The 25913-nt window shown below is 36.0% G+C and carries 26 protein-coding genes and 1 tRNA gene; 12 read left to right on the top strand and 15 right to left on the bottom strand.

Annotated elements, in window-relative coordinates:
• The first annotated feature begins 41 nt into the window (after positions 1-41).
• Complete coding sequence (locus tag PXD56_RS12830) at positions 42-584, top strand: DUF4287 domain-containing protein (protein ID WP_276493741.1); 543 nt, start codon at positions 42-44, stop codon at positions 582-584.
• Between the two features lie 2 nt (positions 585-586).
• Here PXD56_RS12830 and PXD56_RS12825 read toward each other — a convergent pair whose 3' ends face one another.
• From PXD56_RS12825 to PXD56_RS12805, 5 genes are all read right to left on the bottom strand, one after another.
• Positions 587-1483 carry a flavin reductase family protein gene (locus tag PXD56_RS12825; RefSeq protein ID WP_276493740.1) on the bottom strand — a complete coding sequence of 299 codons (897 nt, stop codon included), beginning with the start codon at positions 1481-1483 and terminating at the stop codon, positions 587-589.
• A 31-nt stretch (positions 1484-1514) separates the two neighbouring features.
• Positions 1515-2750: a fumarylacetoacetase gene (fahA, locus tag PXD56_RS12820; RefSeq protein ID WP_276493739.1), complete on the bottom strand. Its 1236-nt coding sequence runs from the start codon at positions 2748-2750 to the stop codon at positions 1515-1517.
• Between the two features lie 12 nt (positions 2751-2762).
• Entirely contained in the window at positions 2763-3923 is a 1161-nt protein-coding gene (locus PXD56_RS12815) for a homogentisate 1,2-dioxygenase (protein ID WP_276493738.1), read from the bottom strand.
• A gap of 75 nt (positions 3924-3998) precedes the next feature.
• Positions 3999-5129, bottom strand: coding sequence for a 4-hydroxyphenylpyruvate dioxygenase (gene hppD / locus PXD56_RS12810; RefSeq protein ID WP_276493737.1), 1131 nt, complete (start codon positions 5127-5129; stop codon positions 3999-4001).
• 63 nt (positions 5130-5192) lie between these two features.
• A complete protein-coding gene (locus tag PXD56_RS12805; RefSeq protein WP_276493736.1) occupies positions 5193-6299 on the bottom strand; it encodes a pyridoxal phosphate-dependent aminotransferase in 1107 nt (368 codons plus the stop codon).
• A gap of 120 nt (positions 6300-6419) precedes the next feature.
• Between PXD56_RS12805 and PXD56_RS12800 the strand changes: the two genes are divergently transcribed.
• The 7 genes from PXD56_RS12800 (at position 6420) to PXD56_RS12770 (ending at position 10933) form a co-directional block, all read left to right on the top strand.
• The gene (locus PXD56_RS12800; protein ID WP_276493735.1) at positions 6420-6866 is read left to right on the top strand and encodes a MarR family winged helix-turn-helix transcriptional regulator; all 447 of its coding nucleotides are present in this window, start codon (positions 6420-6422) and stop codon (positions 6864-6866) included.
• A gap of 175 nt (positions 6867-7041) precedes the next feature.
• Positions 7042-7115 (top strand) — tRNA-Arg (locus PXD56_RS12795).
• Between the two features lie 375 nt (positions 7116-7490).
• Positions 7491-8561: a DUF4238 domain-containing protein gene (locus PXD56_RS12790; protein ID WP_276493734.1), complete on the top strand. Its 1071-nt coding sequence runs from the start codon at positions 7491-7493 to the stop codon at positions 8559-8561.
• Between the two features lie 654 nt (positions 8562-9215).
• A complete protein-coding gene (locus PXD56_RS12785; RefSeq protein ID WP_276493733.1) occupies positions 9216-9572 on the top strand; it encodes a single-stranded DNA-binding protein in 357 nt (118 codons plus the stop codon).
• A 73-nt stretch (positions 9573-9645) separates the two neighbouring features.
• Positions 9646-10029 carry a JAB domain-containing protein gene (locus tag PXD56_RS12780; protein ID WP_276493732.1) on the top strand — a complete coding sequence of 128 codons (384 nt, stop codon included), beginning with the start codon at positions 9646-9648 and terminating at the stop codon, positions 10027-10029.
• 184 nt (positions 10030-10213) lie between these two features.
• Entirely contained in the window at positions 10214-10570 is a 357-nt protein-coding gene (locus PXD56_RS12775; protein ID WP_276493731.1) for a winged helix-turn-helix transcriptional regulator, read from the top strand.
• 75 nt (positions 10571-10645) lie between these two features.
• A complete protein-coding gene (locus tag PXD56_RS12770; RefSeq protein ID WP_276493730.1) occupies positions 10646-10933 on the top strand; it encodes a YciI family protein in 288 nt (95 codons plus the stop codon).
• Between the two features lie 42 nt (positions 10934-10975).
• On the opposite strand, the gene PXD56_RS12765 is transcribed toward PXD56_RS12770, so the two are convergent.
• The 3 genes from PXD56_RS12765 to PXD56_RS12755 all read right to left on the bottom strand — a co-directional run bounded on the left by PXD56_RS12765 (position 10976) and on the right by PXD56_RS12755 (position 14625).
• A complete protein-coding gene (locus PXD56_RS12765) occupies positions 10976-11803 on the bottom strand; it encodes an RteC domain-containing protein (RefSeq protein WP_276493729.1) in 828 nt (275 codons plus the stop codon).
• 173 nt (positions 11804-11976) lie between these two features.
• Positions 11977-12990, bottom strand: a complete 1014-nt coding sequence (gene fbp, locus PXD56_RS12760; RefSeq protein WP_276493728.1) for a class 1 fructose-bisphosphatase — start codon at positions 12988-12990, stop codon at positions 11977-11979.
• A 138-nt stretch (positions 12991-13128) separates the two neighbouring features.
• Positions 13129-14625: a dihydroxyacetone kinase subunit DhaK gene (locus PXD56_RS12755; RefSeq protein ID WP_276493874.1), complete on the bottom strand. Its 1497-nt coding sequence runs from the start codon at positions 14623-14625 to the stop codon at positions 13129-13131.
• Here PXD56_RS12755 and PXD56_RS12750 point away from each other — a divergent pair.
• Entirely contained in the window at positions 14549-14785 is a 237-nt protein-coding gene (locus PXD56_RS12750; protein WP_276493875.1) for a hypothetical protein, read from the top strand. The genes PXD56_RS12755 and PXD56_RS12750 overlap by 77 nt on opposite strands.
• A gap of 168 nt (positions 14786-14953) precedes the next feature.
• On the opposite strand, the gene PXD56_RS12745 is transcribed toward PXD56_RS12750, so the two are convergent.
• The 6 genes from PXD56_RS12745 to PXD56_RS12720 all read right to left on the bottom strand — a co-directional run bounded on the left by PXD56_RS12745 (position 14954) and on the right by PXD56_RS12720 (position 22137).
• Positions 14954-15835 (bottom strand): helix-turn-helix domain-containing protein, encoded by an 882-nt coding sequence (locus PXD56_RS12745; protein ID WP_276493727.1) that lies wholly within the window; start codon positions 15833-15835, stop codon positions 14954-14956.
• Positions 15836-16179: 344 nt separating this feature from the next.
• A complete protein-coding gene (ptsP, locus tag PXD56_RS12740; protein WP_276493726.1) occupies positions 16180-18672 on the bottom strand; it encodes a phosphoenolpyruvate--protein phosphotransferase in 2493 nt (830 codons plus the stop codon).
• 1 nt (position 18673) lies between these two features.
• On the bottom strand, positions 18674-19321 hold the full coding sequence (dhaL, locus tag PXD56_RS12735; RefSeq protein WP_276493725.1) for a dihydroxyacetone kinase subunit DhaL: 648 nt from the start codon (positions 19319-19321) through the stop codon (positions 18674-18676).
• Positions 19322-19354: 33 nt separating this feature from the next.
• The gene (dhaK, locus tag PXD56_RS12730) at positions 19355-20425 is read right to left on the bottom strand and encodes a dihydroxyacetone kinase subunit DhaK (protein ID WP_276493724.1); all 1071 of its coding nucleotides are present in this window, start codon (positions 20423-20425) and stop codon (positions 19355-19357) included.
• Positions 20426-20529: 104 nt separating this feature from the next.
• A complete protein-coding gene (locus PXD56_RS12725) occupies positions 20530-21372 on the bottom strand; it encodes a TorF family putative porin (protein ID WP_276493723.1) in 843 nt (280 codons plus the stop codon).
• A 48-nt stretch (positions 21373-21420) separates the two neighbouring features.
• A complete protein-coding gene (locus tag PXD56_RS12720; protein WP_276493722.1) occupies positions 21421-22137 on the bottom strand; it encodes an MIP/aquaporin family protein in 717 nt (238 codons plus the stop codon).
• Between the two features lie 361 nt (positions 22138-22498).
• Here PXD56_RS12720 and PXD56_RS12715 point away from each other — a divergent pair, with 361 nt between their 5' ends.
• The 3 genes from PXD56_RS12715 to PXD56_RS12705 all read left to right on the top strand — a co-directional run bounded on the left by PXD56_RS12715 (position 22499) and on the right by PXD56_RS12705 (position 24414).
• Complete coding sequence (locus PXD56_RS12715) at positions 22499-23068, top strand: Crp/Fnr family transcriptional regulator (RefSeq protein ID WP_276493721.1); 570 nt, start codon at positions 22499-22501, stop codon at positions 23066-23068.
• Positions 23069-23120: 52 nt separating this feature from the next.
• The gene (locus PXD56_RS12710) at positions 23121-23654 is read left to right on the top strand and encodes a peroxiredoxin-like family protein (protein ID WP_276493720.1); all 534 of its coding nucleotides are present in this window, start codon (positions 23121-23123) and stop codon (positions 23652-23654) included.
• Positions 23655-23754: 100 nt separating this feature from the next.
• Complete coding sequence (locus PXD56_RS12705; protein WP_276493719.1) at positions 23755-24414, top strand: SDR family NAD(P)-dependent oxidoreductase; 660 nt, start codon at positions 23755-23757, stop codon at positions 24412-24414.
• A gap of 78 nt (positions 24415-24492) precedes the next feature.
• Here PXD56_RS12705 and PXD56_RS12700 read toward each other — a convergent pair whose 3' ends face one another.
• Positions 24493-25749, bottom strand: coding sequence for a tyrosine-type recombinase/integrase (locus PXD56_RS12700; RefSeq protein WP_276493718.1), 1257 nt, complete (start codon positions 25747-25749; stop codon positions 24493-24495).
• Positions 25750-25913 lie beyond the last annotated feature (164 nt).

Genomic DNA, 25913 nt, shown 5'->3' with positions numbered 1-25913 from the left:
TTAATTTTTGTAAATTGATGTGTTCAACCAAACCTAAGAAAATGGAAAAGGCACTACAAACCATGATTGATAATATGCCAGAGAAAACCGGCAAGTCTTTAAGTGAATGGAAATCAATTCTGAAAACAAAATCTTTTACTAAACATTTAGAAGGTGTCAATTATTTAAAGAAAGAACATGGTGTTACTCATGGGTTTGCAAATACCATAGTCACCTTATCCAAAGAAGAAAACAATTCACCTACAGATTTGGTCAATCAACAATATAAAGGCAAGGAAAACCTAATCCCAATTTACGAAGCCCTTTTAAAGGTAGTGACGACATTTGGCGATGATGTTACCGTTACCCCAAAGAAAACCACTGTAAGCGTTATTCGCAAAAAGCAATTCGCTTTAATCAAACCCGCTACCAAAACTAGAATAGACTTAGGACTTAAAATAAAAGATAAATCAACCACAGACCGACTAGAATCTTCCGGACCTTTTGGAAGTATGTGTACACACCGAGTACAACTTACAGATATTAGGCAGGTTGATGAGGAACTGACCGATTGGTTGAAGGAGGCTTATGAGAAAGCGGAGTAATGCTAAACCCCCAAATGTAGCAATGCCAAGGCATCTTCCGTTTTACCATCTGCCAACCACTGTTGCGCTAGTTTATGTAAAGCGGTAACACTTTCATCTCCATTTAAAATTGATCTTACCTCAGCGTGTTCTGCAATCGCAACTATAGCTTCTTTGGTTGGCAGTTGTTCCAAATTACCTAACCTACCTAAATTGTTACCTGTTAACACCGTACTGTTCTGTACCGCTTCCGGTAACATATCTACACCGATGCCCTTTGTACGGATTGGTTTAGGGATTTCAAATAAAGCATCGCCATTAGCCCTACAATACCAATTTCCCCCCATACGAGCTACTAGATCTAACTTAGGAGTATCTAATTTTCCTTCCGCATCTAAAAAGGCTTTCTTTACGTGAATCTGAACCACTTTGGCTAGCACCAAATTACCAGCTCCCGGTCCGTCACCCAATGCAATTACTCGGTCTACTACACACTCAAAAGCAACCGGTGCCTCACCTACTCTTGGCGGCTGAACCTTATCACTTGGTACTTGCGTAAAACCTGCTTTTACAAATTCATTTACGCCGTCGCCATACTCAGTACTTGACAATGACATTTGCTCTACCATGTCATAATTCACAATATTGATTACCGTTTCCTTTACCTCTAATACATTCTCTAATGTATGCTTAGTGGTATTATCACGACCTCTTCTAGAAGGTGAAAAAACCATCATTGGCGGATTTACACTGAATAGATTAAAATAACTAAACGGACTCAAATTTACATTCCCATCTTTATCAACAGTACTAGCAAAACAAATAGGTCTTGGTGCTACGGCAGATAATAAATACCCATGTAATTCTTGTTGAGAAATATTATTTGGATCTATAGAATTGATTTCTTCGTTATGTGACATGTTATAAACTTATATCGTGAATTATGTTGTTTTATCTACTTGGTAAAATGGTTCCCGTTACTTCTCCAAAACCTACTCTCTTACCTTCTTTTTCTGCGAACCCTCGCATTGTTACCGTATCATTGTTTTCTATAAAAGTACGTTTGCTTCCGTCCTTTAATTCAAACGGCTTTTTACCTCCCCAAGAGATTTCCAACAACGAACCATACGAACTTTCGTCTTTTCCTGAAATGGTACCAGATGCCATTACATCGCCTACATTGATATTGCAGCCGTTTACGGTATGGTGTGCCAATTGCTGCATCATATTCCAATACATATATTTGAAATTAGATTTGCTAATGGTGATATCTTCTGATGTTGAAGTAGACATAGATACTTCTAATTGTATGTCATAATTTCTATCTCCCTCGTACTCTAAATACGAAAGCACTTCTGGTTCTTGTTCTGGACCTTTAATCTTAAATGGTTCTAAGGCTTCTAACGTAACAATCCACGGTGACATAGATGATGCAAAGCTTTTCCCTAAAAACGGTCCTAACGGCACGTATTCCCATTTCTGGATATCGCGAGCAGACCAGTCATTGAACAGCACTAATCCGAAAATATGATTAGCCGCATCTTTAGTTGAAACACGTTCACCTAATTCAGTACTCTTACCAACTATGAAACCCATTTCCAATTCAAAATCTAACCGATTAGATGCTTGAAAAACCGGTGCTTTCATATCATTAGTTTTCACCTGCCCCATTGGTCTTCTAATCTCAGTGCCACTCACCACAATAGATGATGCACGACCATGATACCCCACAGGAATATGTCTCCAATTTGGTAATAAAGCATTCTCTGGATCACGAAACATTTTACCCACATTGGTGGCATGTTCTATACTGGAATAAAAATCTGTATAATCACCTACGTGAACAGGCAAATGCATTCTAGCATCTTTCTGTAGCACAAAAACTTCTGGGTAATTTTTCAATGGCGAATTCTCTATCACCAATAACTTCTGAATATCTAAACGTACCTTGTTCGTTATTTCTTTACCTAAAGCTATAAAATCGTTCAAGGTAGATTTCTTAAAATAACCGGCATCTACATCTAACAAACCTAGCTCTGACACTAATGCTAAATCTACAATCTGTTCGCCAATGGCAATTCCTGCTTTAGGTGCTTCCGTATTTTTAGAGAAGATGCCAAAAGGGAGATTATAGATAGAAAAATCTGATTTTTCAGGTACTGGGACCCACGTATTTAATGTTGTCAAGTTTGTATTATTTTATTTATCCAACCAAGATTTGTAATAATCACCGTCATCTAATTTTAAAGCATTTTCAGTAACCATTAATGGCTTAAAAGTATCTATCATTACCGCCAATTCTTCTGACCCTTTTTGACCTATACTTCTTTCTGCAGCTCCTGGATGCGGACCATGAGGTATACCTGCAGGATGCAATGAAATATTACCTGGCTGCACTCCGTTTCTGCTCATAAAATCGCCGTCTACATAATACAGCATTTCATCTGAATCTATGTTAGAGTGATTGTAAGGTGCCGGTATGGACTGCGGATGATAATCATACAACCTAGGTACAAAAGAACAGATGACAAAGGCATTTGTTTCAAAAGTTTGATGCACCGGTGGCGGTTGGTGAATTCTACCAGTAATGGGCTCAAAATTGTGAATTGAGAATCCGTACGGGAAATTATATCCATCCCAACCAACGACATCAAAAGGATGACCTACATAGACCATATCATGTATAACCCCTTGCTTCTTCACTTTTATCAAGTGCTCATGAGTATCGGTAAAAGTTTCTAAATTCTCTGGCAACTTATAATCGCGCTCACAAAAAGGAGAATGCTCCAATAACTGCCCAAACCAATTTCTATATCTTTTAGGAGTATATATCGGCGAGTATGATTCAGCGAACAAAATACGATTGTCCTCTCCATCAAAATCTATTTGATAAATGGTTCCTCTTGGTATTATTAGATAATCACCATACTCAAACTTAATTTGCCCAAAAATAGTTCTTAGCGTACCTGTACCTTTATGAATGAACAGCATTTCGTCGGCATCTGTATTCTTATAAAAATACTCTCGTAACGACTTTCGTGGTGCAGCTACGCCGATAATTATATCACTATTGACCAAAAGTGGTTCGCGGGCATCTAAAAAATCATCTTTTGGTGCCGTATTAAAGCTCACTAGTTTTAACGAACGTATATTCTTCTCTAAGGCAATTTTTGGTGAAACATCAGTGCTCTTCAATATCTCCTTAACCATTGTTGGCCTGTTATGGTGATATAGTAAAGAGGACATACCGTCAAAACCAATAGTACCGAACAATTGCTCTGAGTACAATTCGCCATTTGGTTTTCTAAATTGCGTATGCCTTTTAGGTGGCAACGCTCCCTGTTTATGATATATAGGCATATACGTTCGTTAATCTAGTTAATACTCTACTTTTAAAAATACGCTATTCTTAAATGCTTAAGAAATTTGTTGAACTTATAAAGTTCCTCTTAATTCTTGCTCACGCTCAATAGCTTCAAACAAAGCTTTGAAATTTCCTTTTCCAAAAGAAGTAGCTCCTTTGCGTTGAATGATCTCAAAGAACATTGTTGGTCTTGCTTGTACCGTTTTGGTGAAAATTTGCAATAAATACCCTTCATCATCACGATCTACTAAAATACCTAGCTTTCTCAAAGAGTCTATATCTTCATCAATCTCGCCAACTCTTTCAGTCAATACATCATAGTATGTTGTTGGTATCGTCAAAAACTCAACCCCTCTACTTTTTAAATCAGATACTGTTTTTACAATATCATCGGTAGCAACTGCAATATGTTGTACTCCTTCACCCTCATAAAACTCTAAATACTCATCTACCTGAGATTTTTTCATACCCGGTGCCGGCTCATTAATAGGGAATTTAATACGACCATTGCCATTACTCATTACTTTACTCATTAACGCCGTATAATCTGTAGAAATATCTTTATCGTCAAAAGACATGATTTGCTTAAAGCCCATAACATTGGCATAAAAATCTACCCAATAGTTCATTCTGCCTTCTTCAACATTACCTACCATGTGATCTACAAACTTTAAACCTGTAGAAGTTGGTTGATAATCACTTTCCCATTTTTGGTATCCCGGTAAAAATGTACCGTTATAGTTTTTTCTTTCAACGAAAATATGACCTACTTCACCGTAAGAATAAATACCTGAACGCACTACTTTACCAAATTCATCTTCTTCGGCAACAGGTTCCATATAACTTTTGGCACCTCTTTTCATAGCCTCTTCATAAGCATAAGTAGCATCATCAACCCAAAGAGCCGTAATTTTTACACCGTCGCCATGTTTATCTATATGCCTACCTACATCTGTACCACTTTTTAACGGTGACGTCAATACCAACCTAATTTTATCTTGCTCTACCACATAAGATTCAAAATCTCTACTGCCGGTCTCCAAACCTTTATATGCCAAAGATTTAAAACCGAATGCTGTTTTGTAATAATGTGCCGCTTGTTTAGAGTTACTTACATAAAGCTCTAAATAATCTGTACCGTTGATAGGCATAAAGTCTTGCGCCTCTTTGTGATCGTTTTGTGCTACTGTTGTTGTTGACATAGTTCTGGTTTTATATTTTTATTTCGTTTATTGTTGCTTATGCAACATATATATTAAAATTTTTTATGCTGTTGTGGCTTGGCTTTTCATCAATACTTCTAGCGCTGCCAAAAGTGCTTTATTTGCTTCTCTTACCCCAAATGAAATTCTCACCTTTCCCGGAGCTCCAAAATTACCTACAGGGCGCACCATAATACCACGTTGTTCTAAAAATGAAGTAAACTCCATATCAATGATTGGCGGGTCTATTAGCACAAAATTACCTTGTGCAGGCCAGTATTTAATCTGTAAAGCATCAAGTCCGTTCAAAATAAACCTTCTTTCTTCTTTTACCAACGCTACGGTCTTATTCACAAAATCAACATCTTCCAATGCAGCTATAGCCCCTTCTAAAGCCATTGTAGATAACAAAAAAGGCTTGCAAATTCTACGCATATAACTGCTAATTTCTAAAGGAGCATAGCAATACCCTACCCTAAGGCCGGCTAAACCGTATGTCTTAGAAAAGCTATTAATCGCTATTACATTTTTACCTTCTACGACAAAAGGTAAGCCCGATGTATAATCTTCAGCTTCAGCAAAATGTCGGTATACTTCATCTAAAACCAACACTACATGATCAGGTAATTTTTCAATAAAGTTTCTTAAGTCTGCCATGGGAATATAATTGCCCGATGGGTTATTAGGCGATGCAAGAAATACCAACTTTGTTTTATCTGTGATTGCTTCAAGAATACCATCTAAATTATAGTCGTAATTCTCGGTCATGGGTACATTGACTGCCTTTGCACCCATCCAACGGGTAAAAGCAGTATAGGGCAAAAAGCACGGCTGACTAATAATTACCTCATCATTTTCGTTCAAAAATGCTTTAGATATCATATCTATTATTTCTGAACCACTATTAGCAGTAATAAAATTGTCAGCAACCAAAGCTCCGTCAAAGTCTTTTACCAAAGCTTCACGTAACCTTACATCTGTATTATCTGGATAGAAACTCAAATCATCTAACGCATTTGCCAATGCTTCTTTTACTTTTGGCGAGTACCCTAACGGATTTTCATTTGATGAAAGCTTGTGTACTGTAATACCATCTGGCATTACAATTTTCTTACCACCACCTTTATAAGTACTATCCTCTAATATATATTTCTTAAAACCTAGTTGCATATTCCTTTGAGTTTGGACCATTTTATCTGTAGTAAAAATACAATTTTTTTTGAATATTGTTGCATTAACAACAATTTTAACGATAAACTCCTTTACATTTGGAGTAATAACATTTGGATTATGGACAGGACGGAAGGATTTGGAGTTTACATTGATCGCACCCTAAAAAAGGTTCAAAGTACCTTTTTACAGGTATTTGCAGAGAATAATATTGATCTTACCATTGAGCAATGGGTAATTTTACAACGTGTACATTTAGAGGGCAAAGATGCTTCACAGGCAGATATTGCCAAATCTAACTTTAGAAATAGAGCCACAACCTCTAGAGTTATTAGCGGATTATGTAAAAAAGGCTTCTTAAGGAAGTCTAGATTTAGAGATGATCAGAAAAGATATAAACTTGTAATTACTGAAGAAGGTTCCGCTCTTATTAAACAAGTTATGCCCTTTATTACCGATTTAAGAAAAGTTAGTACACTGGGTATCACTGAAGAAGAGTTTGAAACTTTCTATAAAGTTCTTGATCAGCTATGGGAAAACTTTGACCAATATGAAGGTCGTTCTTAGTCTTATTTGAGCATATCAAAAAAATATTGAAATTTTTGTTTGATTTTCGTTTTACCAGTCTATAAAAATCACTAAGTTTGCACCCACATTTGAAAAAATGGTGTCGGTCGCATAGCTCAGCTGGATAGAGCATCTGCCTTCTAAGCAGGCGAATTTGAAATAATGAAAATACAATGGTGGCATAGCTCAGCTGGATAGAGCACCTGCCTTCTAAGCAGGCGGTCCTAGGTTCGAATCCTAGTGCCATCACAATAATTAAGGGACTTCCAAAAGGATTGTCCCTTTTTTTGTTGTCAATGCACACTTTGTGCACACATCAATTTTCAACATATTTAAAATTATTTACAGATAATATTTCTACCTATCTTTTCTTGAAATGCACACTTTGTGCACACATTTCTAAATTTTAACGTTTCATCATTAATTTTAACATTTTTTGATTCCGATTGACGGCTTTTGCACAATGTTGCTACTGTTTTTCAGCTAATTTTCTTTTATGTAGTACCCCCATGCTACTTGGGCAGTTTGAATAGCCAGAATTTTTAATACATCCTAAAGGATATTAAGTCCCTATAGTGTTACTTCTTTACTTTTGTAATTAGAGGTTATATGATTTGAAATAGAATGGCTAAAAACAAAAAACAGCATTATGTACCCATATTTTTTTTGAGACTTTTTAGTATTGCTCAAAAAGGTTTACATATTAAAATATATCAGAAAGCAACTGGTAAAATAATTCAACGAGGTGGTCTTAAAAACCAAGCTCAAGAAAAGTATTTTTATGGAAGTAACCTTAATATGGAAAAGTGGTTTGGAGAAGTTGAGAACCTTTGCGGTCATATCATTAAAGATGTTGCCAAAACCGAAAAACTACCTAAGAAAAACTCCAAAAAATATCAACTATTGGTTTTGTTTATGCTTTTACAGGCCTTTAGAACCAAAGCTCAGGCCGATGAGCTCAACCAACTCACAGATACTTTTATTAAAACCATAATGAAGTACGATAAGACTTTTGAAAATTATGACTTTGATTCATTTAAAATAGGATATGATGATGCTCCCGTCAAAAATGTAGGCATGCTATTAGAATCCTATCCAATGATGGCTGATATGGAAGTAAAAATCATTTCAAATTCAACAGATATTCCCTTCATTACTTCAGATAACCCAACTTTTAAATATAACCAGTTTCTAAAGGGAAGAGAATTTGAGTTTGGCAGAACTGGCATGGGCTGTAAGGGATTACAAATCTTTTTCCCAATATCTCCGAAGAACATCATTTTGATGTATGACCCAAAGGTCTATAAAGTTGGTAATCGAAGACAATTCTTTGGAATAGAAGCAAGTGTTAAGGATGTGAACCAAATCAACTTATTGATGTTTCTAAATGCGAATGAAACAATATTTTCGAATGAAAAAGCGACTGATTACTTTTTTGAAAAACTCTCTCAGAAAGCCTTAAAATATAAAGATTTAAAAAAAATTGAAGTAAATGAATATCCTGAATCAATTATGGATGAAAGTGAAGGGAAACAATCGATCTTGATTCATCAAAAGAAAAACTATATCGACACCAATCTTCATTTATCCTTTGTTAAACCTACTCCTCATGCAAAGTATTACGAATTGAACGGTACCGCTGCTGAGCTAAGGGATTTAGCGAGATTCTTTAGAGATAAAAGGAGAAATAGTTGAATCTTTTTTCATTTAAATAAATCAAGAAGATTTCTATTTGCCATTTTGTAAAATGTATGTAAGTAGTGATAATTAGAATGAATAACCCGTTCAGCACATTCCCCTCCATTGCATTCCGGGCAAAGAGATTCTCTGCATAAAATCTTGAACAGTATCCCCAATTTTTCCTTTTCATTTCGCTTATCCGTTCCGCTGCGCTTGAACGGAGCGCTTCATTCCCAATACAAAATCGGGGATACCGTTCGCTTAAACGGAATTCCATATTTCCATTTGTGCCACTTTCTGTTGTTTCCAAACTTCACATTTGCGTTTTAGACCTACCTCCCGACCCGCCACCGTTTCCTTTTTTTGACGGCAAAACAACAACATTTTTAAAAGGTCCGACTGCATAAAGCCAGGCTCGTGCCTCGCTCTTTTTTATAAGTCCGTCATTCTAAAAATATTGAGACCGATAAAGCAACAAAAAAAGGTAACAGCGACGGCTCTACGGGAAGTAAATCTAAAAATGGAAATGATGAAATCGTTCAAAAACAACTTATCGAAAGCGGCACAAAAAATAAAAAAGGAAAACGCTCTAGATACAATAAGTAAATCATTTCAAAAGCTGTCCGAAAGGTTCGAACAGTTCATATTAATCTTTAATTTTTTTCAATTATGAGTAATCTTAGAAACAAAGTCAGTTTAATTGGCAACGTGGGGAACAGTCCCGAAATCACAAATTTGGAAAGCGGAAAAAAAGTTATCCGTGTTTCCTTGGCTACCAATGAATACTACAAAAACCCGAAAAGCGAAAAGGTGCAAACTACGGAGTGGCATAATATAGTTGCTTGGGGAAAGACGGCTGAAATTCTCGGCAAGTACGCAGGTAAGGGAAAGGAAATAGCTGTAGAGGGAAAATTGGTTTCGCGTTCCTATGAAACCGAGGAAGGTGAAAAACGATACATCACCGAAGTCGTTGTCAATGAAGTCCTTTTATTAGGTGCTAAAAACGGTAATTCCGCAAGTGCCTAATCCCTAAAATTAAAGAGGGCGTTCCTCTCGAAAGTTGCGCCCTCTTTTCATTATTAACCATAATAGAATAACAATGAGAAACGAAGTTAACGAAATTAAGATAAGCTATTGCGAGAGCCTAGGAACAATAGAATCCGAATCAATTCAAATGTCGGAACCTGTTGCAAAGCTGTTATACGAGAATTGGAACAAAAACACTATAGGGCTGCAGGAAACATTTAAAGTACTATTGCTCAATAATGCCAATAAGGTCAAGGGTGTTTATCAAGTGTCTTCAGGTGGACTTACAGGTACTTTGGTAGATATCCGAATACTCTTTGCTGTAATCCTCAAAAGTCTTTCGACCACAATTATTTTGGCTCATAACCACCCTGCTGGAACTCTGTCGCCTAGCGAAGCGGATATCCAAATAACGAAGAAGATTCAAAAAGCGGGAAATCTTTTCGACATTCTCTAATTGTAGGTTGTCGATTCCTCCAGATTTCTTTAATTGATATGCTTTCATAAGTCTAAAAATTTATTTTGGTATAAAAATAACTATCTAGTATATTTGTGACAAGTACATACTAAAAAGTAATATAGTATGATTTTAGTTACTAATATTGATTATCAAATAGATACATATTAAAATTTTAAGTATTATGAGTAAAAAATTTTCAGATGGGCCGATTTGTTCTTTGGATTATGCTTTCAGACGAATTGGCGGGAAATATAAAGGAAGGATTCTTTGGTATATTTATAACGAACAAAATACGCTCCGTTACGGGGAATTAAAACGAAAGGTGCAGAACATTACCTCAAAAATGTTGACTCAAACACTTAGAGAATTAGAGAGTGATCATTTAATTCATAGAGAAGTATACAAGGAAGTGCCTCCTAAAGTTGAATATTCTCTGACTGGAACAGGAATAGAGTTAATTCCGTTCATTAACCATTTAAGAAAGTGGGGAGATGACCAAATTGAAAAAGAAAAAATGAAAACAGCAAGCCATATCTAAGCTATTTCTTGGCAGGTTTGATCTTACCTTATACGGTCAAACTGTAAGCTTCCCTTTAAATTAGACAATCCATATATGTACATAATTAATATAACCTATAAGACTTCACTAGAAAAAGTGGATGAATATTTGAATCAGCATGTCGAGTATTTAAATGAACAATACGAACTTGGAAATTTTGAAGTATCAGGAAGAAAAGTCCCTAGAACTGGTGGAATTATTCTAGCTACGATTTCAAATAAAAAAGAGTTATTGAAAATTATTGAAAAAGACCCTTTCAAAACGAACGATTTGGCCGATTATGAACTGGTGGAATTTGTACCAAGCAGGACCAGCAAAGAATTAGAAATTTTAATGCATTGAAACTAATTCGTACAATTTGTTAAGGAACAAGAATGAGTCCTTTTATACTCCATCCTCTTTATCCATCTTATTTAGAAGTTTTTGACCGGCTTCATTGAAAAATTTAATACGCGAATTTTTGCGGTTTTTAATCTCATTATAGGTTCTTGATGGATTACCCCTTTTAATACTAAGAAAATCTCCCAGAACTTCTATAATTTCCGTAATTGTTATATTGCCGTTGTTAAAGTAACCCATTGCCTCGCAACCATAGATTAGCTCTACAAAACTTGAATAACTCCCTGTCCAGTTTAGCACTGCATTATTAATATCTTTTGTATCTAGGAGCCCAAACTTTTTTATTTTTTCGTTCAAGTAGTTAGTAAACATTCCCAAACCACGTAATCTAGCTAAAATTTCGCCATGCGAAGTGTTAAATTTAGGGTCTTTATAATATGGATAACTCTTGACTAACGGGGATTTATCAAGATGTTTTCTAGTAAAATAATTCTTATCTAAATATTCGTAGTTTGAATCTAGGTAAATTAAAAACTCAGTATGTTTTGCAAAGAAAGAATTTATCTTTTCGGTTTGTTTCTGTAAAAATTCCAGCTTACTCACTCTTCCTATTTTTGGCATCCGCAATTCGCAAGATCTTACCTCTATATAATAAATCAAATATTGCATTGGAATCACTTTTATAGTCTTGAAGAATTCTATTTCTGATTTGGTGCTTTCAAAGCCATATTCATCTACATATCTACTGAGTTTGCCCAAAGTTTTTGCGCACAGGGCTATTGTTAGATTAGACTCATCTAACAATGCTGAAGTTCCTATTTTTATCTCTTTTAAATGCTCATGAAACTCATCTATTATTTTAAAATATAACATATCCCTTAATTTAAAGTTCGTATTCTAGGATTATGTTGATTAGGTGTTTTGTATTAAGAATTTTAAATTTTATTTAGGATTTAGCCAGAAAGCAAGAGAGGATAGCCATATAGACTACCCTCAAATGCTCAAACCAAACTAACAAAACTTAAAATATTCATCAAATCATATTTTTAATTATTATTCTCAATAGAAATAAACTCTTCCAACTTTTCTAACATTTCTATACTTCCACAATAGAATGGTACTCGTTGATGTAGTTCTTTTGGTTCTATATCCATAATTCTTATTTTGCCGTCAGTGGCTTTTCCCCCTGCTTGTTCCGCTAAGAATGCCATCGGATTGCATTCGTATAACAATCGAAGCTTACCATCTCTGCTGATTTCACTATTAGGATACAAATAAATACCTCCCTTCAACATGTTTCTATGAAAATCCGACACCATAGACCCTATATATCTAGCTGTATAGGGACGGTCTTCTTCTTCCTTTTGACAATACTTGATATATTTTTTTACCCCTTCAGGGAAGTGAACGTAGTTACCCTCATTGACAGAGTAGATGTTACCTTTCTTGGGAAACTTAATATTAGGATGCGATAAATAGAAAGAGCCAATTGCAGGATTTAAGGTGAAACCGTTTACCCCATCTCCGGTAGTATACACAATCATCGTAGATGTGCCGTATACCACATAACCGGCAGCTACCTGATTTTTTCCTGGTTGGAGAAAATCTTCAAGCTGAACTGGGCTTCCTATCGGACTTATTCTTCGATAGATTGAAAATATTGTTCCAACGGAAACATTAACATCAATATTTGACGACCCATCCAAAGGGTCTATCAAAACGACATACTTGTTGTTATTTTTCTTATCACTACTGTTCAGTGCGATGAAATCTTCCTCTTCCTCCGATGCAATCCCACATACAATTTCTCTGTTATCCAAAGCTTGAATGAATTTTTCATTTGCAAAAACATCTAGTTTCTGTTGATTTTCACCTTGAATATTAGTTTCACCGTAGGAGCCTAAAATGTCTACCAATCCTGCTTTGTTAACCTCGTGACCTACAACTTTGGCCGCAAGCCTTATACCGTTTATTAAATTGGAAAGTTCCCCAGTTGAATAAGGGAAAGCCAGTTGATGTTTTATTATGAACTCTCCGAGCGTTCTAGTATTTTTAATCATATTTTAGAGAATTATTGATTTTTGTGTTAATAGATTTATTCAAAATAAAATACTGACTTCGATACTTTGAACATTCAAAAAAGACTGTTGCATCAAATTGGTTATTCGATGCAAACAATCTTTTTTGCTAATGGCTAGTTACAGACTTTTATAATTTGCTTTTGATTCAATAGATTGAAAAATAATTGCAATGGCCTCAGCTCCTGGGTCAACAACATCTTGAAGACTTTCAGCTCTTAGATAAGATGACCTACCTGAATCCGCCTTGTTCATTTTGGCAGTTGAATCCGCGCCTTCGCGTGCCGCAAGAGAAGCGGCTCTCAAATCTCTTGATTTTAGCTTATCAATTGCGGGTATTAAAGCGTCAAGCATAGTGCGTGAGCCTAATTTTGCCCCTCCATATTTCATCATCATTTTTACTCCTGAATTGAGCGATGTTTGTAAGTCATTCCCCTTTGATAAACATGCTCCTGCATTTGTAAACATAATAGATGCCAATACGCCACTTGATCCGCCCATATGACTTGCTAAAAGTTCACCAATTGCTACGAAAAGGTCGCCTGGCTCGTTCAAAGGAAGGCTGTTAGATTCAAGTAATTCCATAATGCCTGTTGCCCCAGCTGCAAACGTAGTTCCAGTATCACCATCGCCGACCTTTTTGTCAAGCTCATTTAAATGGTTTTCCGCATGTAGTAGTGCAGAACAGATAGTTTGAAGGAAATCTTGGGTTTTAGGGTTCTTACTTGGCTTGAATTCTCTCCTTAAACTCAAATGGTCAATTTTGAATATGCTTGGCTTTTTCGGAACTACAACAGCTGGCCATTCACGGGGTTCAACTGGTTCCTTTAGCATTATTTCTACGTCAGGTGTCAATGGCAAAAGGGAAAAGCTGAAGCCATACATGTTCAAAGAAGTCATTAATCCCGCAGGACCGACAACTAGTTTTATCTGATCGGCATAACTTGATAGCAAGACTTCATTTGCAATAATTGACATTTCAAGAGGTGTAACCGATCCCAAGTTGTTTATAATAATGGCATAGCTCCCTTTTGGATCAGTATTGGCGAACAACCTCGAAAGAACCAAAAGCACGGCTTCCTTACCATTTTTAAATTCTATTTTCTCTAAACCAGGTTCTCCATGTATACCCAGTCCTAGTTCAGGAGAAATGGTTATTGTGTCGATTTCCGTTCCTGGAAGCGCACAAGTGGAAATTGCGAGTCCTAAAGACATACTATTTTTAGCGGTCTCATCGGCTTTCTCCTTGATAGTCTCAAGTGTTTCACCTTTTTCAGATAGGTAACCAGCAATTTTATGAACAAAAAGAGTACCGGCAACGCCTCTGGGTTGAGCTGCATCTGCAAGGGCAATGTCGTCAGATACAACTACCATTTCTACTTTTTTACCCAATTTTTTTGCCCGTTCTGCGGCGAGCCCAAAGTTTAATCGATCACCGGTATAGTTCTTAACAATTAGTAGGCAACCTGCGTCGCCTGTCACCTGTAAAATACAAGCCAAAACCGCTTCCACGCTTGGTGAAGCAAAGACTTCACCGGAGATGGCCGCTGTTAACATTCCTTTACCAATAAAGCCAATATGGGCAGGTTCATGTCCTGCTCCTCCACCTGAGACTATGGCTACCTTTGATTTGTCCCAATCACTTCGAACGACGAATTTCCGTGAGGGAAATCCATCTGCTCGTGTTAGATTACCGTTACCATCTAGGCTTAAAAGACCATCAATGGCTTGGGTGACTACTGTTGTTGAATCATTAAAAAATCGTTTCATAAGTTAAAATTTTTAAGTTAATTATAGAAAATAGAGTACCTGGCCGATGAATATCAGCTTTAAAAAAATGTAAAATGTTCTTGATTTCACAGGTTCTGAATAAGAACAAAGACTGAACCTGTATGCTATTTTATATCCTGTTTATTATCTTCTCATAGTGGTTTTTTTTGAAAAATTAAACAGGAATTTTCTGCCTGAATTTCAAAGGAGATAAAGAATAGTTCTCATGAAAGACACGGCAAAAGTGAGAAGTATTGTTAAATCCTGATTCGTAACAGATTTCGTTAATATTTTTGCTAGTAGTCATCAGTAAATGGGCAGCGTATTCAAGTCTTTTCTCCCTTAACCAATGCGCTGGAGAATCTTTATACTTTTTTCTGAACTCTCGCTTAAATTGAGAAAGGCTTAAATTCGACAAATAAGCCAAGTGGTCTACGTTAAGGCTGGTGTACATATTTGTCTTCACCACATTATCTAAAGAAGATTGCTCTTCTACGAGGCATTCACGAAGAAAACTCATAAAATAACTTCGTTCTTGGCCAGAGATAAGCATTAGTAAGAGCTCTTCAAACTTGTGGGATATTAATTCCTTTACAGGAGAGGAAGTAGAAAGCTCAAAATAAGACATTACGGAATCAATGTAAATGCTCATCCATTTATCCATAAAAAACTGATATGCCCCTAGCGATTTCACATCTAATAGTTCAGAAGGTGCTATCATTTGTTTATGCTTATAGATGAAGTTTTTTAAAAAATCATCGTTCAAGAAAACCAGAAGACATTCCAATTTGTTCCCGTGTAATAGTTTTTCGCAAATAATGATGGACCCTTTTTTAACGAAAATCGCTTCTCCTGCTTCTAATTTGTAAAAGTAATTTGGCGTTACCACTCCTTGGTTTCCTTCCAGTACAAACATTAACATATGTTCTCTGATGAAGAACCTATCCCGCTCTTTGGAATCAGTAACCGAATATTGCACCAATAACTGTTGGTCGGTCTCTAAAACCTGATACTCATCGGCCTTTTCAAAATAGCTTTGTAATTCCTCGTCAATCATTATTTTGTCAAAAATTTAACTAGATAAATATATCGATAAATCTCTCTAAAAAATGTTCTATTTGGCTCAAATAGTATCGTTATTGAGTTTTTAAGGCTGTAAAATGGGAGAACGGTATTTTTTTAAGGACTTATTTGCGGAATTAATATTAACCAACTGATAAAATAAGACCGTAGACTACCTAGTGTAAATTAATTAAATCTCAGAATAAATTATAAATATCTAATAGTTAGAGATTTATATAGAAGATAATGTTGAAAAGAGAGTGTTTATTTTTGTCTTTCACTATTTTTATTCAAAATGGCTCAATGCTTCTGTTGCATGAGGTATCCCTTATTTTTTAGTCAAATATTTAGAGCGCTTTTTACTGAATCAAGAGTTCTCCAAGTATCTAATTTTTTGCAGAGATACTTGATTTGGCCAACATTCATATTTCTGATGGTATCCTTCATTCTGGGAATTGCAGGTCCAGACATACTATACCTCCTTAAACCTAAAGCACTCAATAAATTTGTGGCCTGGGGATTCATGGCTAACTCACCACATAGACTCACTTCTATTCCTAATCTATTTGCTTCATCTAGGATAACCCTTAAAGCTAATAATACGGCAGGATGCAAAGCACTATAATGTTTTGAAATACCTGAGTTTTCGCGATCCATCGCAAGAAGATATTGTGTAAGGTCATTAGTTCCAATGCTTATGAAATCTAGTTCTTCGGCTAACAATGGCAAAATAAAGGCAACTGATGGCACTTCAACCATGATACCAACCTTCATGTCATCTGAAAATGGGATGCCATCTCTTTTTAAATCTTCCCTTACCTCTTCAAGTATTGCATTAGCTTCTAAAACTTCCTCAACCATTCCTACCATTGGATACATAATACCAATATCATAGTCGGCGGAAATTCTACATAAAGCCCTAAGTTGAGTTTTGAAAATTTCTTGATTTTGTAAACAATATCTAATACCGCGAAGTCCTAAAAATGGATTGTCCTCATGAGGAATTCCCAAGTACGGAATCGGCTTGTCCCCACCAACATCTAAAGTTCTAATGGTTATCGGCAAGCCTTTCATATTTTCACAAACCTCCTTATAAACTGCATATTGCTCATCTTCAGTAGGAGGAGTCTCTTGATCCATATATAGAAACTCGGTTCTATATAAGCCAATTCCGTCCGCACCATTGTCATATGCTATTTTAGCTTCTTTAGGGCTGCTGATGTTGGCAAGCACCTTGAAAGTCTCGCCATCTGAACTGTTGGCGGATAATTTTGCCTTTGAAAAGCGTTCTTTTTTAATTTTTTCCTCTACCTCTTTCTTTGCTTGCAGCTGTACAATCATTTCGGGATAATCTTTCTCAGACCATATCTCTCCTGTACTACCATCTATCGCAATTAGAAAATTGTCTTTTATTGCATCAATTTTGCCATTCAAACCTGTAATAGCTGGAATTCCTAGAGACCTAGCCAAAATGGTAGCATGTGAAGTTTCTCCTCCGATTTGTGATACAATACCAAGGACTTTACTAGTGTCTAAACTCAAGGTTTGTGCAGGGCCAATCTCGTCTACTACCAGAATACTTGGCTCATCTAGAATTAATTCCATTTGTTTTGAATCCAAGAGTTCGTCAACCACTTTGTTACGAATTTCTACGACATCTGATGCTCTTTCGCGTAAATAGATGTCATCAATTTTTAGGTATTTTTGTTCCAAACCAGTGAATACTTTGTACCATGAATATGCTGCTGAATAATAATCTTTCTCAATTAAATTCTCGACTTCAGATATTTTATCCTTGTCATTTAATAGTAGTAAATGAAAGTTGAAAATCTCTGCATCCTCTTGCCCAAAAAGAACCATTGTCTTATGTTGAATGGCCTCCACTTCATTTAAGACTTTGCTGATTGCACCTTTGAGTTTGCCTATTTCTTCTATGGTATTTACTATTTCTGTCTTTTCTACGGTTATGTTATCATTTCTAAGAACCTTCGCAGGAGCAATAGCTATTCCCTTAGAAACTCCAATTCCAAGAATAGCACCGCCTTTAACCAAATTTGATGTTGTTGAGATTTCAACTTTTTTAGTCTTCGCCTTGGGTGTTTTGAGTTCTTTGGAATCTCCAAAGTTGTTTAAGGAGAACTCTTTCAATGTTCTTTCCAGTTCTGAAAACTGGTTCCCTCGAACTTTAAAAACTAGGGTATCACCTTGCATAGCGCCAAGTGTTCCAACTTGACTAATGCTTGTAGCAGATACAAAACTTCCATTATTGACTGCTACACTTACCTCATTATCAAAACGATTAACCAATTCAACTAATCGAACAGATGGTCGCGCATGCAATCCCAACTTATTGGGGACTTCTATTTTTATTTCTCTTCCGGTAGTTTCAACCTCGCTATGACCATTTAAACCAGTAGGAGGGGCGGCACCCAATAAGGTGGCTTTTCCCAAAAGACCATTTCTGGCTTCCATTGCAACGTTTTCTAGCTTAAAACCGGACATCGCTTGAGCGGCAGCGGCAATTGCGCCCTCTACCAATGGGGCTTCACATAGGAGTACTTTTTCTTTTAGATTTTCTGACAGCAACTCGGTCGCCATCTCTGCATTCATAACGGCACTACCAATATCCATTAACACTAAAACCCCGTCTTCAGAATCGGCCATTTCTATAGCTTCCTTGATTACGAATGGATCTGTACCTATTGAACCTACTTCATCATTTAATCCTCCAGCAGCAAAAATTTTTACCTTACCCTGCGACATTTGCTCCGCAAGCTCTTTAACTCCTTCTGCAAGTTTTTTACTGTGGGATACAATTACTATTCCTACCATATTAAGAATTGGGTTGAATAATTGATTCCTTTAACGTCTTTAAGATTAGAAAGCTTGAAGTTGCACCAGGATCTTGATGTCCAATACTACGGTCACCAAGATAACTTGCCCTACCTTTTGTTGCAATCATATCTATAGTAAACTTCATACCTTCTTCAGCAGCAGCCAACATATTGCTCAGAGCTGTTTCAATAGAATCTTTATTCTTAACCGATAGAAGTAAAGCATCAATTGCTGGCTCCAATGTATCTATCATGGTTTTTTCTCCTTTAGACGCTCTGCCTCGTGCTTTGATTCCGTCAACTCCTTTTCCAAAACTGTTTGCTAAATCTTCAACAGTCAACTCCGTTTTACCTTCAAGTGGAAGTGCAGCTTGCAAAAAGAAACTACCATAAAGCGGTCCGGAAGCTCCTCCTATACTAGAGAGTAAAGTCATTCCAGTATTTTTAAGAACCGCCTGAAGGTCTTCGCTTGCAGCAAGTTCATTGATTTTTTCCAAGACCTTATTAAAGCCCCGTTCCATGTTGAAACCATGATCCGCGTCGCCAATATCTGAATCAAGTTTTGTTAAATAGTCTTTATTCTCTCCTATCACATGAGCTGTTTTTTCCAGCCAATTAATAACCTGAGCCTGCTTTATAGTTTCCATTTGTTTTAGTTGGTTTGAATTTTTTAATTATTACTACACTCCCCAACGAAGTCCGGGGGTTAATACTGGGGCATCCCAAAATTTAAGAATCTCATCATCAGCTCTTACCAATGTTACAGAACATCCTTGCATGTCTAATGCTGTGATATAAGACCCCACTAGATTTCTTGCTAACGTAATTTTTTTCGCACTACAGATCTCGTGCAATTTACGATAAACAGTATATAATTCAGAAATAGGAGTGCTCCCCATACCATTGACTAAAGCTATCATCTGATCTCCGGATTTGAAAGCATCACTTGTGAGTTCCTTTTCTTCCCATCCATTATTTGAAAAGCTCCACTCTCTTAAAATTCGGGAATAGTCTTTGTCTTCTAAAATTGCGGTAGTTAGCATCTGTGTGATTTCATCGGCAGTAGTATGGGAAATTCTTTTTCTACCTGGCTCTCCATGTATGCCAACACCTATTTCAATTTCATCTTCATCGATATCAAAATTTGGTTTTCCGGCTGCAGGTACGATACATGATGTTAAAGCCATACCCATTGATCTTCCTCTGGAATTTACTTTTCTAGCCAAATCAGCACACTTATTTAAGTCATATCCAGCTTCAGCTGCTGCGCCTACTATTTTTTCTAATATGACCGTTGTTCCAACACCGCGTCTGCCAGCAGTATATAAACTGTCTTTTACTGCTACATCATCATCAATAATAATGTTTTGCGTTTGTATTCCTTCGGCATTTAGCATCTCGGCTGCCATTTCAAAATTCATAATATCACCGGTATAGTTTTTAACCAAAAACAATACCCCACCTTCGTTTTGTGTTGCTTTTGCACATTCATACATTTGGTCCGGAGTAGGGGATGTAAAAACTTCTCCTGGGCATGCTGCATCTAACATACCAGTTCCTACAAAGCCACCATGCATTGGTTCATGACCGCTACCACCACCTGATATTATGGCAACCTTGCCTTTGCGGGTTGCACTTGCTCGTTTTATATACTTTGGTTCTAAGCTTATTTCAATTTCAGGATGAGCGGCCAACATTCCCTGCATTTGCTCGGTAATAACGTCAGGTATTTTATTTATTAATTTTTTCATATTTCGTGTATTGAATGCTTTAATTTACTCTTTTAAGTTTTATATAATTTAAGAAAATCCCTTTGACAGCATTAATTATACTATCAAAGGGAATAATCAACCAACTAAAATTTTACAGTAGCTCCAAAGGCAGCATTAAATTCTTCTCTGTCCGGGTTGTAGACCATATCTGCTTTTAGTGCTAGTCCCACTTCCTTGCTTATGGAATAAGATTTTGAAGTATACCACCCGATTTGAGTAACATTAGCTTCTCCATCTGTAGTATAATAGTTATCATTGGGCGAAGCCGAAACAAAAGGACGTACGGTAATACTATTTGGCATGTCAATGGAATAGCCAACTTCTAAATATAGTGGAGCATCACTACCAGGGAAGGAATTATAAAAATCCCATCCAACAAAGAAATCTAATTTACCGATATTATAAACCGCTCTCAGTTCTAACCTGTTGGTGGCACCATCATTATCAAAATCAAGAAAACCACCCACATTTGGATCATAATGAGGTAATATCATCACAGCTAAATTAGATTTTTTACCAATCTTGCCACCGTAGCCTATATAGGGGATGATCTCTTTATAGTTGGGTGCGTCGGATGCTATTGAAAAGGGATATGACGACCATACTCCAATAAAGAATCCGCCTTTAGAGAAGGTCACGCTTGCCTGTGCATTTGGATGATCCCCCAAAACAAGTCCCCGCCAAATAAATCGACTGTTCAATGTGAGATCAAAAGCGACATTCCATTTGCTTTTTTTAGTCTCTTCATCATCCTGTTGGATAGTAGTAGCGCTTTCCGTATTGTTCTCCATTGGTGTTGAAGTCTTAACTTCATCTAAGGAAGTGATTTCTGATACCTCCAAAGATTCTTGGATTTCTTGTTGCGCCATTAATGATTGAATACTTATCGCCAATCCGAACAATAAGATGTATTTAATATTTTTCATATTTCTAGTTTTATCTGATTAAATCTATTTTGTAAATAAGTTTATGTTTTAAAAAACAGGAAAGAAAATCATGAACGCACCGGCTGCTGCACCTCCAATAATTGGACCTACTACGGGAATCCATCCATAAGCAAAATCTGAACCACCCTTTCCTGGAATTGGAAGTAGCATATGAACAAGACGTGGTCCAAAATCCCTAGCTGGATTAATCGCATATCCTGTAGTTCCTCCTAATGATAACCCAATACCCCAAACAAGACCACCTACCATGAAGGGCCCTAAACCTGCTGACATATCACCAGCGAAAATTGCAGCAACTCCTAGAACCAAAACAAAAGTGCCTATTGCTTCACTTACAATATTCCATCCAGTATTTCTTATGGCCGGACCGGTTGAAAAAGAAGCTAGTTTAAGACCTGCATCTTCAGTAACCTTCCAATGTGGACCAAAGTGCAAGTACACTAAGACTGCTCCTACCATTGCTCCAAGTAATTGCACACTTATAAATGGAAATACATTAGAAAAATCCCCACTTGAAATTGCAAAACCTATTGTTACCGCAGGATTTATGTGTGCAGGTGCGCCAAAAGCTAAGGCTACAAATACTCCTACTAAAACTGCAAAAGCCCACCCTGATGAAATGACCATCCATCCACTACCGTTTGCTTTTGAATCTGTCAAAAGCACATTTGCTACTACACCGTTACCCAGTAGCACTAAAATCATTGTTCCAAAAAATTCCCCTAATAAAATGTTGATGTCCATAATAGTTTGTTTTTATTGATTAGTTGTTTTTAATCCAACGTTCAGAATTTGTCATTGAAACATTAGTGTAAATTTGAATATGACAAAAAATGAACGTTAATATTGCGTTATTTTTAGTTTTCAAACTTATTGATTCAAGAAAGGGCAGGATTTTCTATTTAGTCCAAATTATATTTGATTTGGCCTTTTTGAACAAAAACATCAATTTTCAGTGATTAAAATGGTTGATTTGTAAAAAAAGTGACCAGAAAAGTACCAGATAGATAACTCTGATTAATGTGTACTGAGATATTATTGTTGATGTTTTATAGGGTAGGAACCTTTTTGGTAAAAAGAAATATATACCGGAATTTTTAGATATATGAAAAACATATTAAAAGATTTTCTTTTAAGAAGCATTAAGGATTCAGATGCGGTTTTGGAACTATGCTCTTTATCAAGTCCCAGTTATAAGGTTTCAAAAAACCAGTATGTACTTAAAAAGTATCAAAAGGAAAACTGCCTTTATTTTATAAGTTCAGGTTGTATAGCCTTAATGGTGCAAACCGAGAAAAAAGATAACGTGCTAGGCTTTGGCTATCAAAATTCGATTATAACATCTTTTTTATCCTTTGCCTCTGGTCTTCCTTCTGATTTGAGCCTACTGGCAATTTCGGACGTTGAACTAATTAAAATACCTAAGAAAGGTTTAATGCATTTGGTAAATAATAATTCTACCATTGCCAATTGGTACAATAAACTGATTGAAAAAACCTTGATAGGTCATTTAAATCGGGAAATAGAAATGTTGACCTTGAGTCCTAAAGAGCGATATGTAGCTTTCCTAAATCGAAGCGGGCATTTAGTAAATTCAATTCCGTTAAAATACATTTCCTCTTATCTCAATATGACTCCCGAAACTCTTAGCAGGGTCAGGAAAATGATTTCTTGATTTAAATCAAGGAAACGTGTCTTTTATATTTTCTTCTTTGTAAAAAAAAAGAATGAAACTCAATAAAGAAGAACAGGCACCTAACTTTAGAGTAAAGGATATTTTTGGAACTGAAATAGATTTATCAAAAATGGATAGTCATAAAATTTTAATCTCATTTTTTAGATATGCGGAATGTGCGCTATGTAACCTAAGAATTGCGGAACTTAAAAGAGCATCCGAAGTCTTTCAGAAAGAAGACATCGAAGTAATCACTATTTTTCAAAGTCATGAAGAAAGCCTAAAAGAATCTATCCATAAAAGGCACGAATTAGATTTTACTGTAATTTCTGATCCAAATTTTAAATTATATGATATGTACGGTGTAACAACTTCTTGGGGCAAATTATTACGAACCGCAAGCCTAAAAGGTATTAAAAGTACGTTTGCCGCATCTTCACAAGGATTCAAATTAGGAGGAAGGGTAGAAGGCAAGTTTAACCAAATACCCGCCGATTTTTTGTTGGATAGAAATAAAAGAATCAAAATAGCACATTACGGCAGTAGTCTTATTGACCATATGCCTTTAGAAGAAATTTTAAACTAAGAGTGTTTTATTCCTAACACTAAATAGGAGGAATTCGATTTTTTTTTGGTAAGCCAAAGTGTATTAAATAGAAAACAAGCATAATTAAAGCCTAAACAAAATGAAAACAATAATTGTAACAGGATGTAGCAGAGGAATTGGCTTAGCCATAGTTCTCCTTTTGGTTAAGAGTCAAGAATTTAATGTTCTTGGCACCTCCAGATCAGGGTCCTGTCCCATTTCTGATAAGAATTTCACTTGTTACCAATTAGATATTTCGAAAAGCTCATCAATAGCAAGTTTCATTGAAAAAATTGAGAACAAAGAAATTAATTATCTTATTAATAATGCAGGCATTCTTATAGAAAAATGGGATAATTCAGCAATAAGTATCATTCAATTAAAGGAGACTTTTAACGTGAACCTTTTTGGTACTGTTGAATTGGCTGAAGCTATAATTCCTAGGATGGTTTCAAAAGGCCATATAGTTAATGTTTCTTCAGGTTGGGGTGCTTTTAGTGAACCGAATTTAGATGAGTATCAACCGCACTATAAAATGTCAAAAGCAGCCTTAAATATGTATACTAAAACCATGTCTAAAAGGTTGATTTCAAAAAATATTACTGTTTCTTCTATAGATCCTGGATGGACTAAAACAGATATGGGCGGTAGCAATGCCGATAGAGAACCGGAAGAAGCCGCAAATGATATTTTAGAGTTGATTCAATCCAATGTTGAAACAGGTAAGTTCTGGCATTTTGGAAAAGTACGAGGCTGGTAAAATCAGATGTTTAATGAAATTCTTTAGGTAAACATTACGTCGTCTTTTAAAAGCTAAAAAAGTTGAAAGTAAAAATACTTATGCAATGACCAATTCATTTGCCTCATCAAGTTTGTCATCAACAAAGCTCTTTAAATACCCCTCAGTAGTTGCAACGCTTTGATGTCCTAAAGCATCACTAATCAAAGAAACAGGAAGGCCTAGAAATTTAGCTATCGTAGCCCATGAATGTCTTAAGTAGTAGGTAGTTAGTTTACAATCAAGCCCGGCATCTTGAGCTATAATTTTTAAGTGCTTGTTAACCAATCTTCTATCGGACCGATACTTCTTGAACATTTGAACAGAACCATCATTGCCTATAGGAAACACAAAGTCGTGCGGTTCTTTATTGATTAAATAATAATCTAAAATTACCTGAAGTTCATTTGTTACCTTCACGGACAAAGGATCATCCGTTTTACTTCTTCCATAAAACAAATAGCCCGAATAAATATCTTTGACCTGGAGTTTGGCCAAATCGATAAGGTTCATGCCTCTGCCAAAAAACATGACCATCATGTAATTTTTAGTATGCCAGATTGGGCTTTCAAACTCATAGCTAATTTTCTTAAAATCGGCTATATTTTCTTTTGGCAGAGCCTTCTTCTTAGTCCTTTTTGTTCTAGGAATTTTATAATGTTTAAATGGATTTTTCTCAGTCTTAAATTCATCTTCGCTAATTGCAGCATTATAGACGGAACTAACACCTCTCATGTAGGCACTAATTGTATTTGTTGAGTTATTTCGTGATCTATGTTCAGCTTCGAAAGTTTTAAGGAATTTAACTGTGACTTCATTTAACGTCAAATCCTTTCCGCCATTTACATCCTTAAAAGCATCAATAGAATCTTTATACCATTTTGCTGTTGCGGGCTTATTTGATTTGTTTTTACGGTCTATTAAAACTTGCCCAAACTCGGATAGGGTAATACACTTTTCATGCTTCTTTTTTAAGTTCGATTTATTCTTCCCTTCCCATCTGTCCTTAATTTCTTCAACCAATGTATCAACATGAATATTGTTGATGCTTTCGCCGATTTCGTTTATTACCCTTTTCGCGGCATCGAGTTTATCGTAGATTTCAATATTTATATCATCGCAGTCAAGACCAATGTTTTCTTTTACAGATTTTCTCAAAAGAAGATTGGTCTCATCCCAACCTTTTATAGACGTATAATGAGATAATCGTATAATTCTAGGCTTAATATTAAATACCCTAACCGCAATTGGAAATAATCCAGTAATTGAGCTTTGAGATGCCTTTCTTGTGTCTAAAATAAGTCTTGCTCGTGCCATTTTTCAGTTTGATTTTACTTCAAGGTAGTAAAAAAAAATGCACACTTTGTGCAAACTATTTCTTGAAAGCAAACAATATCAAATGGTATTGAAATTTATTAAAACATTGATTTTCAATATGTTAAAATATTTTATAGTGATAGCTAGTGCAGTTTTTTTTGCCT

Origin of the sequence: Maribacter zhoushanensis (genome assembly GCF_029350975.1) — a bacterium.
GTDB lineage: Bacteria > Bacteroidota > Bacteroidia > Flavobacteriales > Flavobacteriaceae > Maribacter > Maribacter zhoushanensis.
The sequence above is the reverse complement of the archived record's forward strand: the minus strand, read 5'-3'. Positions and strand labels throughout refer to the sequence as shown.

Bases quoted from the DNA above. Each gene is read 5' to 3' on its own strand.
- PXD56_RS12830 (WP_276493741.1), top strand. From the start codon at position 42: ATGGAAAAGGCACTACAAACCATGATTGATAATATGCCAGAGAAAACC.
- PXD56_RS12825 (WP_276493740.1), bottom strand. From the start codon at position 1,483: ATGTCACATAACGAAGAAATCAATTCTATAGATCCAAATAATATTTCT.
- PXD56_RS12815 (WP_276493738.1), bottom strand. From the start codon at position 3,923: ATGCCTATATATCATAAACAGGGAGCGTTGCCACCTAAAAGGCATACG.
- hppD (WP_276493737.1), bottom strand. From the start codon at position 5,129: ATGTCAACAACAACAGTAGCACAAAACGATCACAAAGAGGCGCAAGAC.
- PXD56_RS12805 (WP_276493736.1), bottom strand. From the start codon at position 6,299: ATGCAACTAGGTTTTAAGAAATATATATTAGAGGATAGTACTTATAAA.
- PXD56_RS12800 (WP_276493735.1), top strand. From the start codon at position 6,420: ATGGACAGGACGGAAGGATTTGGAGTTTACATTGATCGCACCCTAAAA.
- PXD56_RS12790 (WP_276493734.1), top strand. From the start codon at position 7,491: ATGGCTAAAAACAAAAAACAGCATTATGTACCCATATTTTTTTTGAGA.
- PXD56_RS12785 (WP_276493733.1), top strand. From the start codon at position 9,216: ATGAGTAATCTTAGAAACAAAGTCAGTTTAATTGGCAACGTGGGGAAC.
- PXD56_RS12780 (WP_276493732.1), top strand. From the start codon at position 9,646: ATGAGAAACGAAGTTAACGAAATTAAGATAAGCTATTGCGAGAGCCTA.
- PXD56_RS12775 (WP_276493731.1), top strand. From the start codon at position 10,214: ATGAGTAAAAAATTTTCAGATGGGCCGATTTGTTCTTTGGATTATGCT.
- PXD56_RS12770 (WP_276493730.1), top strand. From the start codon at position 10,646: ATGTACATAATTAATATAACCTATAAGACTTCACTAGAAAAAGTGGAT.
- PXD56_RS12765 (WP_276493729.1), bottom strand. From the start codon at position 11,803: ATGTTATATTTTAAAATAATAGATGAGTTTCATGAGCATTTAAAAGAG.
- fbp (WP_276493728.1), bottom strand. From the start codon at position 12,990: ATGATTAAAAATACTAGAACGCTCGGAGAGTTCATAATAAAACATCAA.
- PXD56_RS12750 (WP_276493875.1), top strand. From the start codon at position 14,549: ATGGCCGCTGTTAACATTCCTTTACCAATAAAGCCAATATGGGCAGGT.
- PXD56_RS12745 (WP_276493727.1), bottom strand. From the start codon at position 15,835: ATGATTGACGAGGAATTACAAAGCTATTTTGAAAAGGCCGATGAGTAT.
- ptsP (WP_276493726.1), bottom strand. From the start codon at position 18,672: ATGGTAGGAATAGTAATTGTATCCCACAGTAAAAAACTTGCAGAAGGA.
- dhaL (WP_276493725.1), bottom strand. From the start codon at position 19,321: ATGGAAACTATAAAGCAGGCTCAGGTTATTAATTGGCTGGAAAAAACA.
- dhaK (WP_276493724.1), bottom strand. From the start codon at position 20,425: ATGAAAAAATTAATAAATAAAATACCTGACGTTATTACCGAGCAAATG.
- PXD56_RS12725 (WP_276493723.1), bottom strand. From the start codon at position 21,372: ATGAAAAATATTAAATACATCTTATTGTTCGGATTGGCGATAAGTATT.
- PXD56_RS12720 (WP_276493722.1), bottom strand. From the start codon at position 22,137: ATGGACATCAACATTTTATTAGGGGAATTTTTTGGAACAATGATTTTA.
- PXD56_RS12715 (WP_276493721.1), top strand. From the start codon at position 22,499: ATGAAAAACATATTAAAAGATTTTCTTTTAAGAAGCATTAAGGATTCA.
- PXD56_RS12710 (WP_276493720.1), top strand. From the start codon at position 23,121: ATGAAACTCAATAAAGAAGAACAGGCACCTAACTTTAGAGTAAAGGAT.
- PXD56_RS12705 (WP_276493719.1), top strand. From the start codon at position 23,755: ATGAAAACAATAATTGTAACAGGATGTAGCAGAGGAATTGGCTTAGCC.
- PXD56_RS12700 (WP_276493718.1), bottom strand. From the start codon at position 25,749: ATGGCACGAGCAAGACTTATTTTAGACACAAGAAAGGCATCTCAAAGC.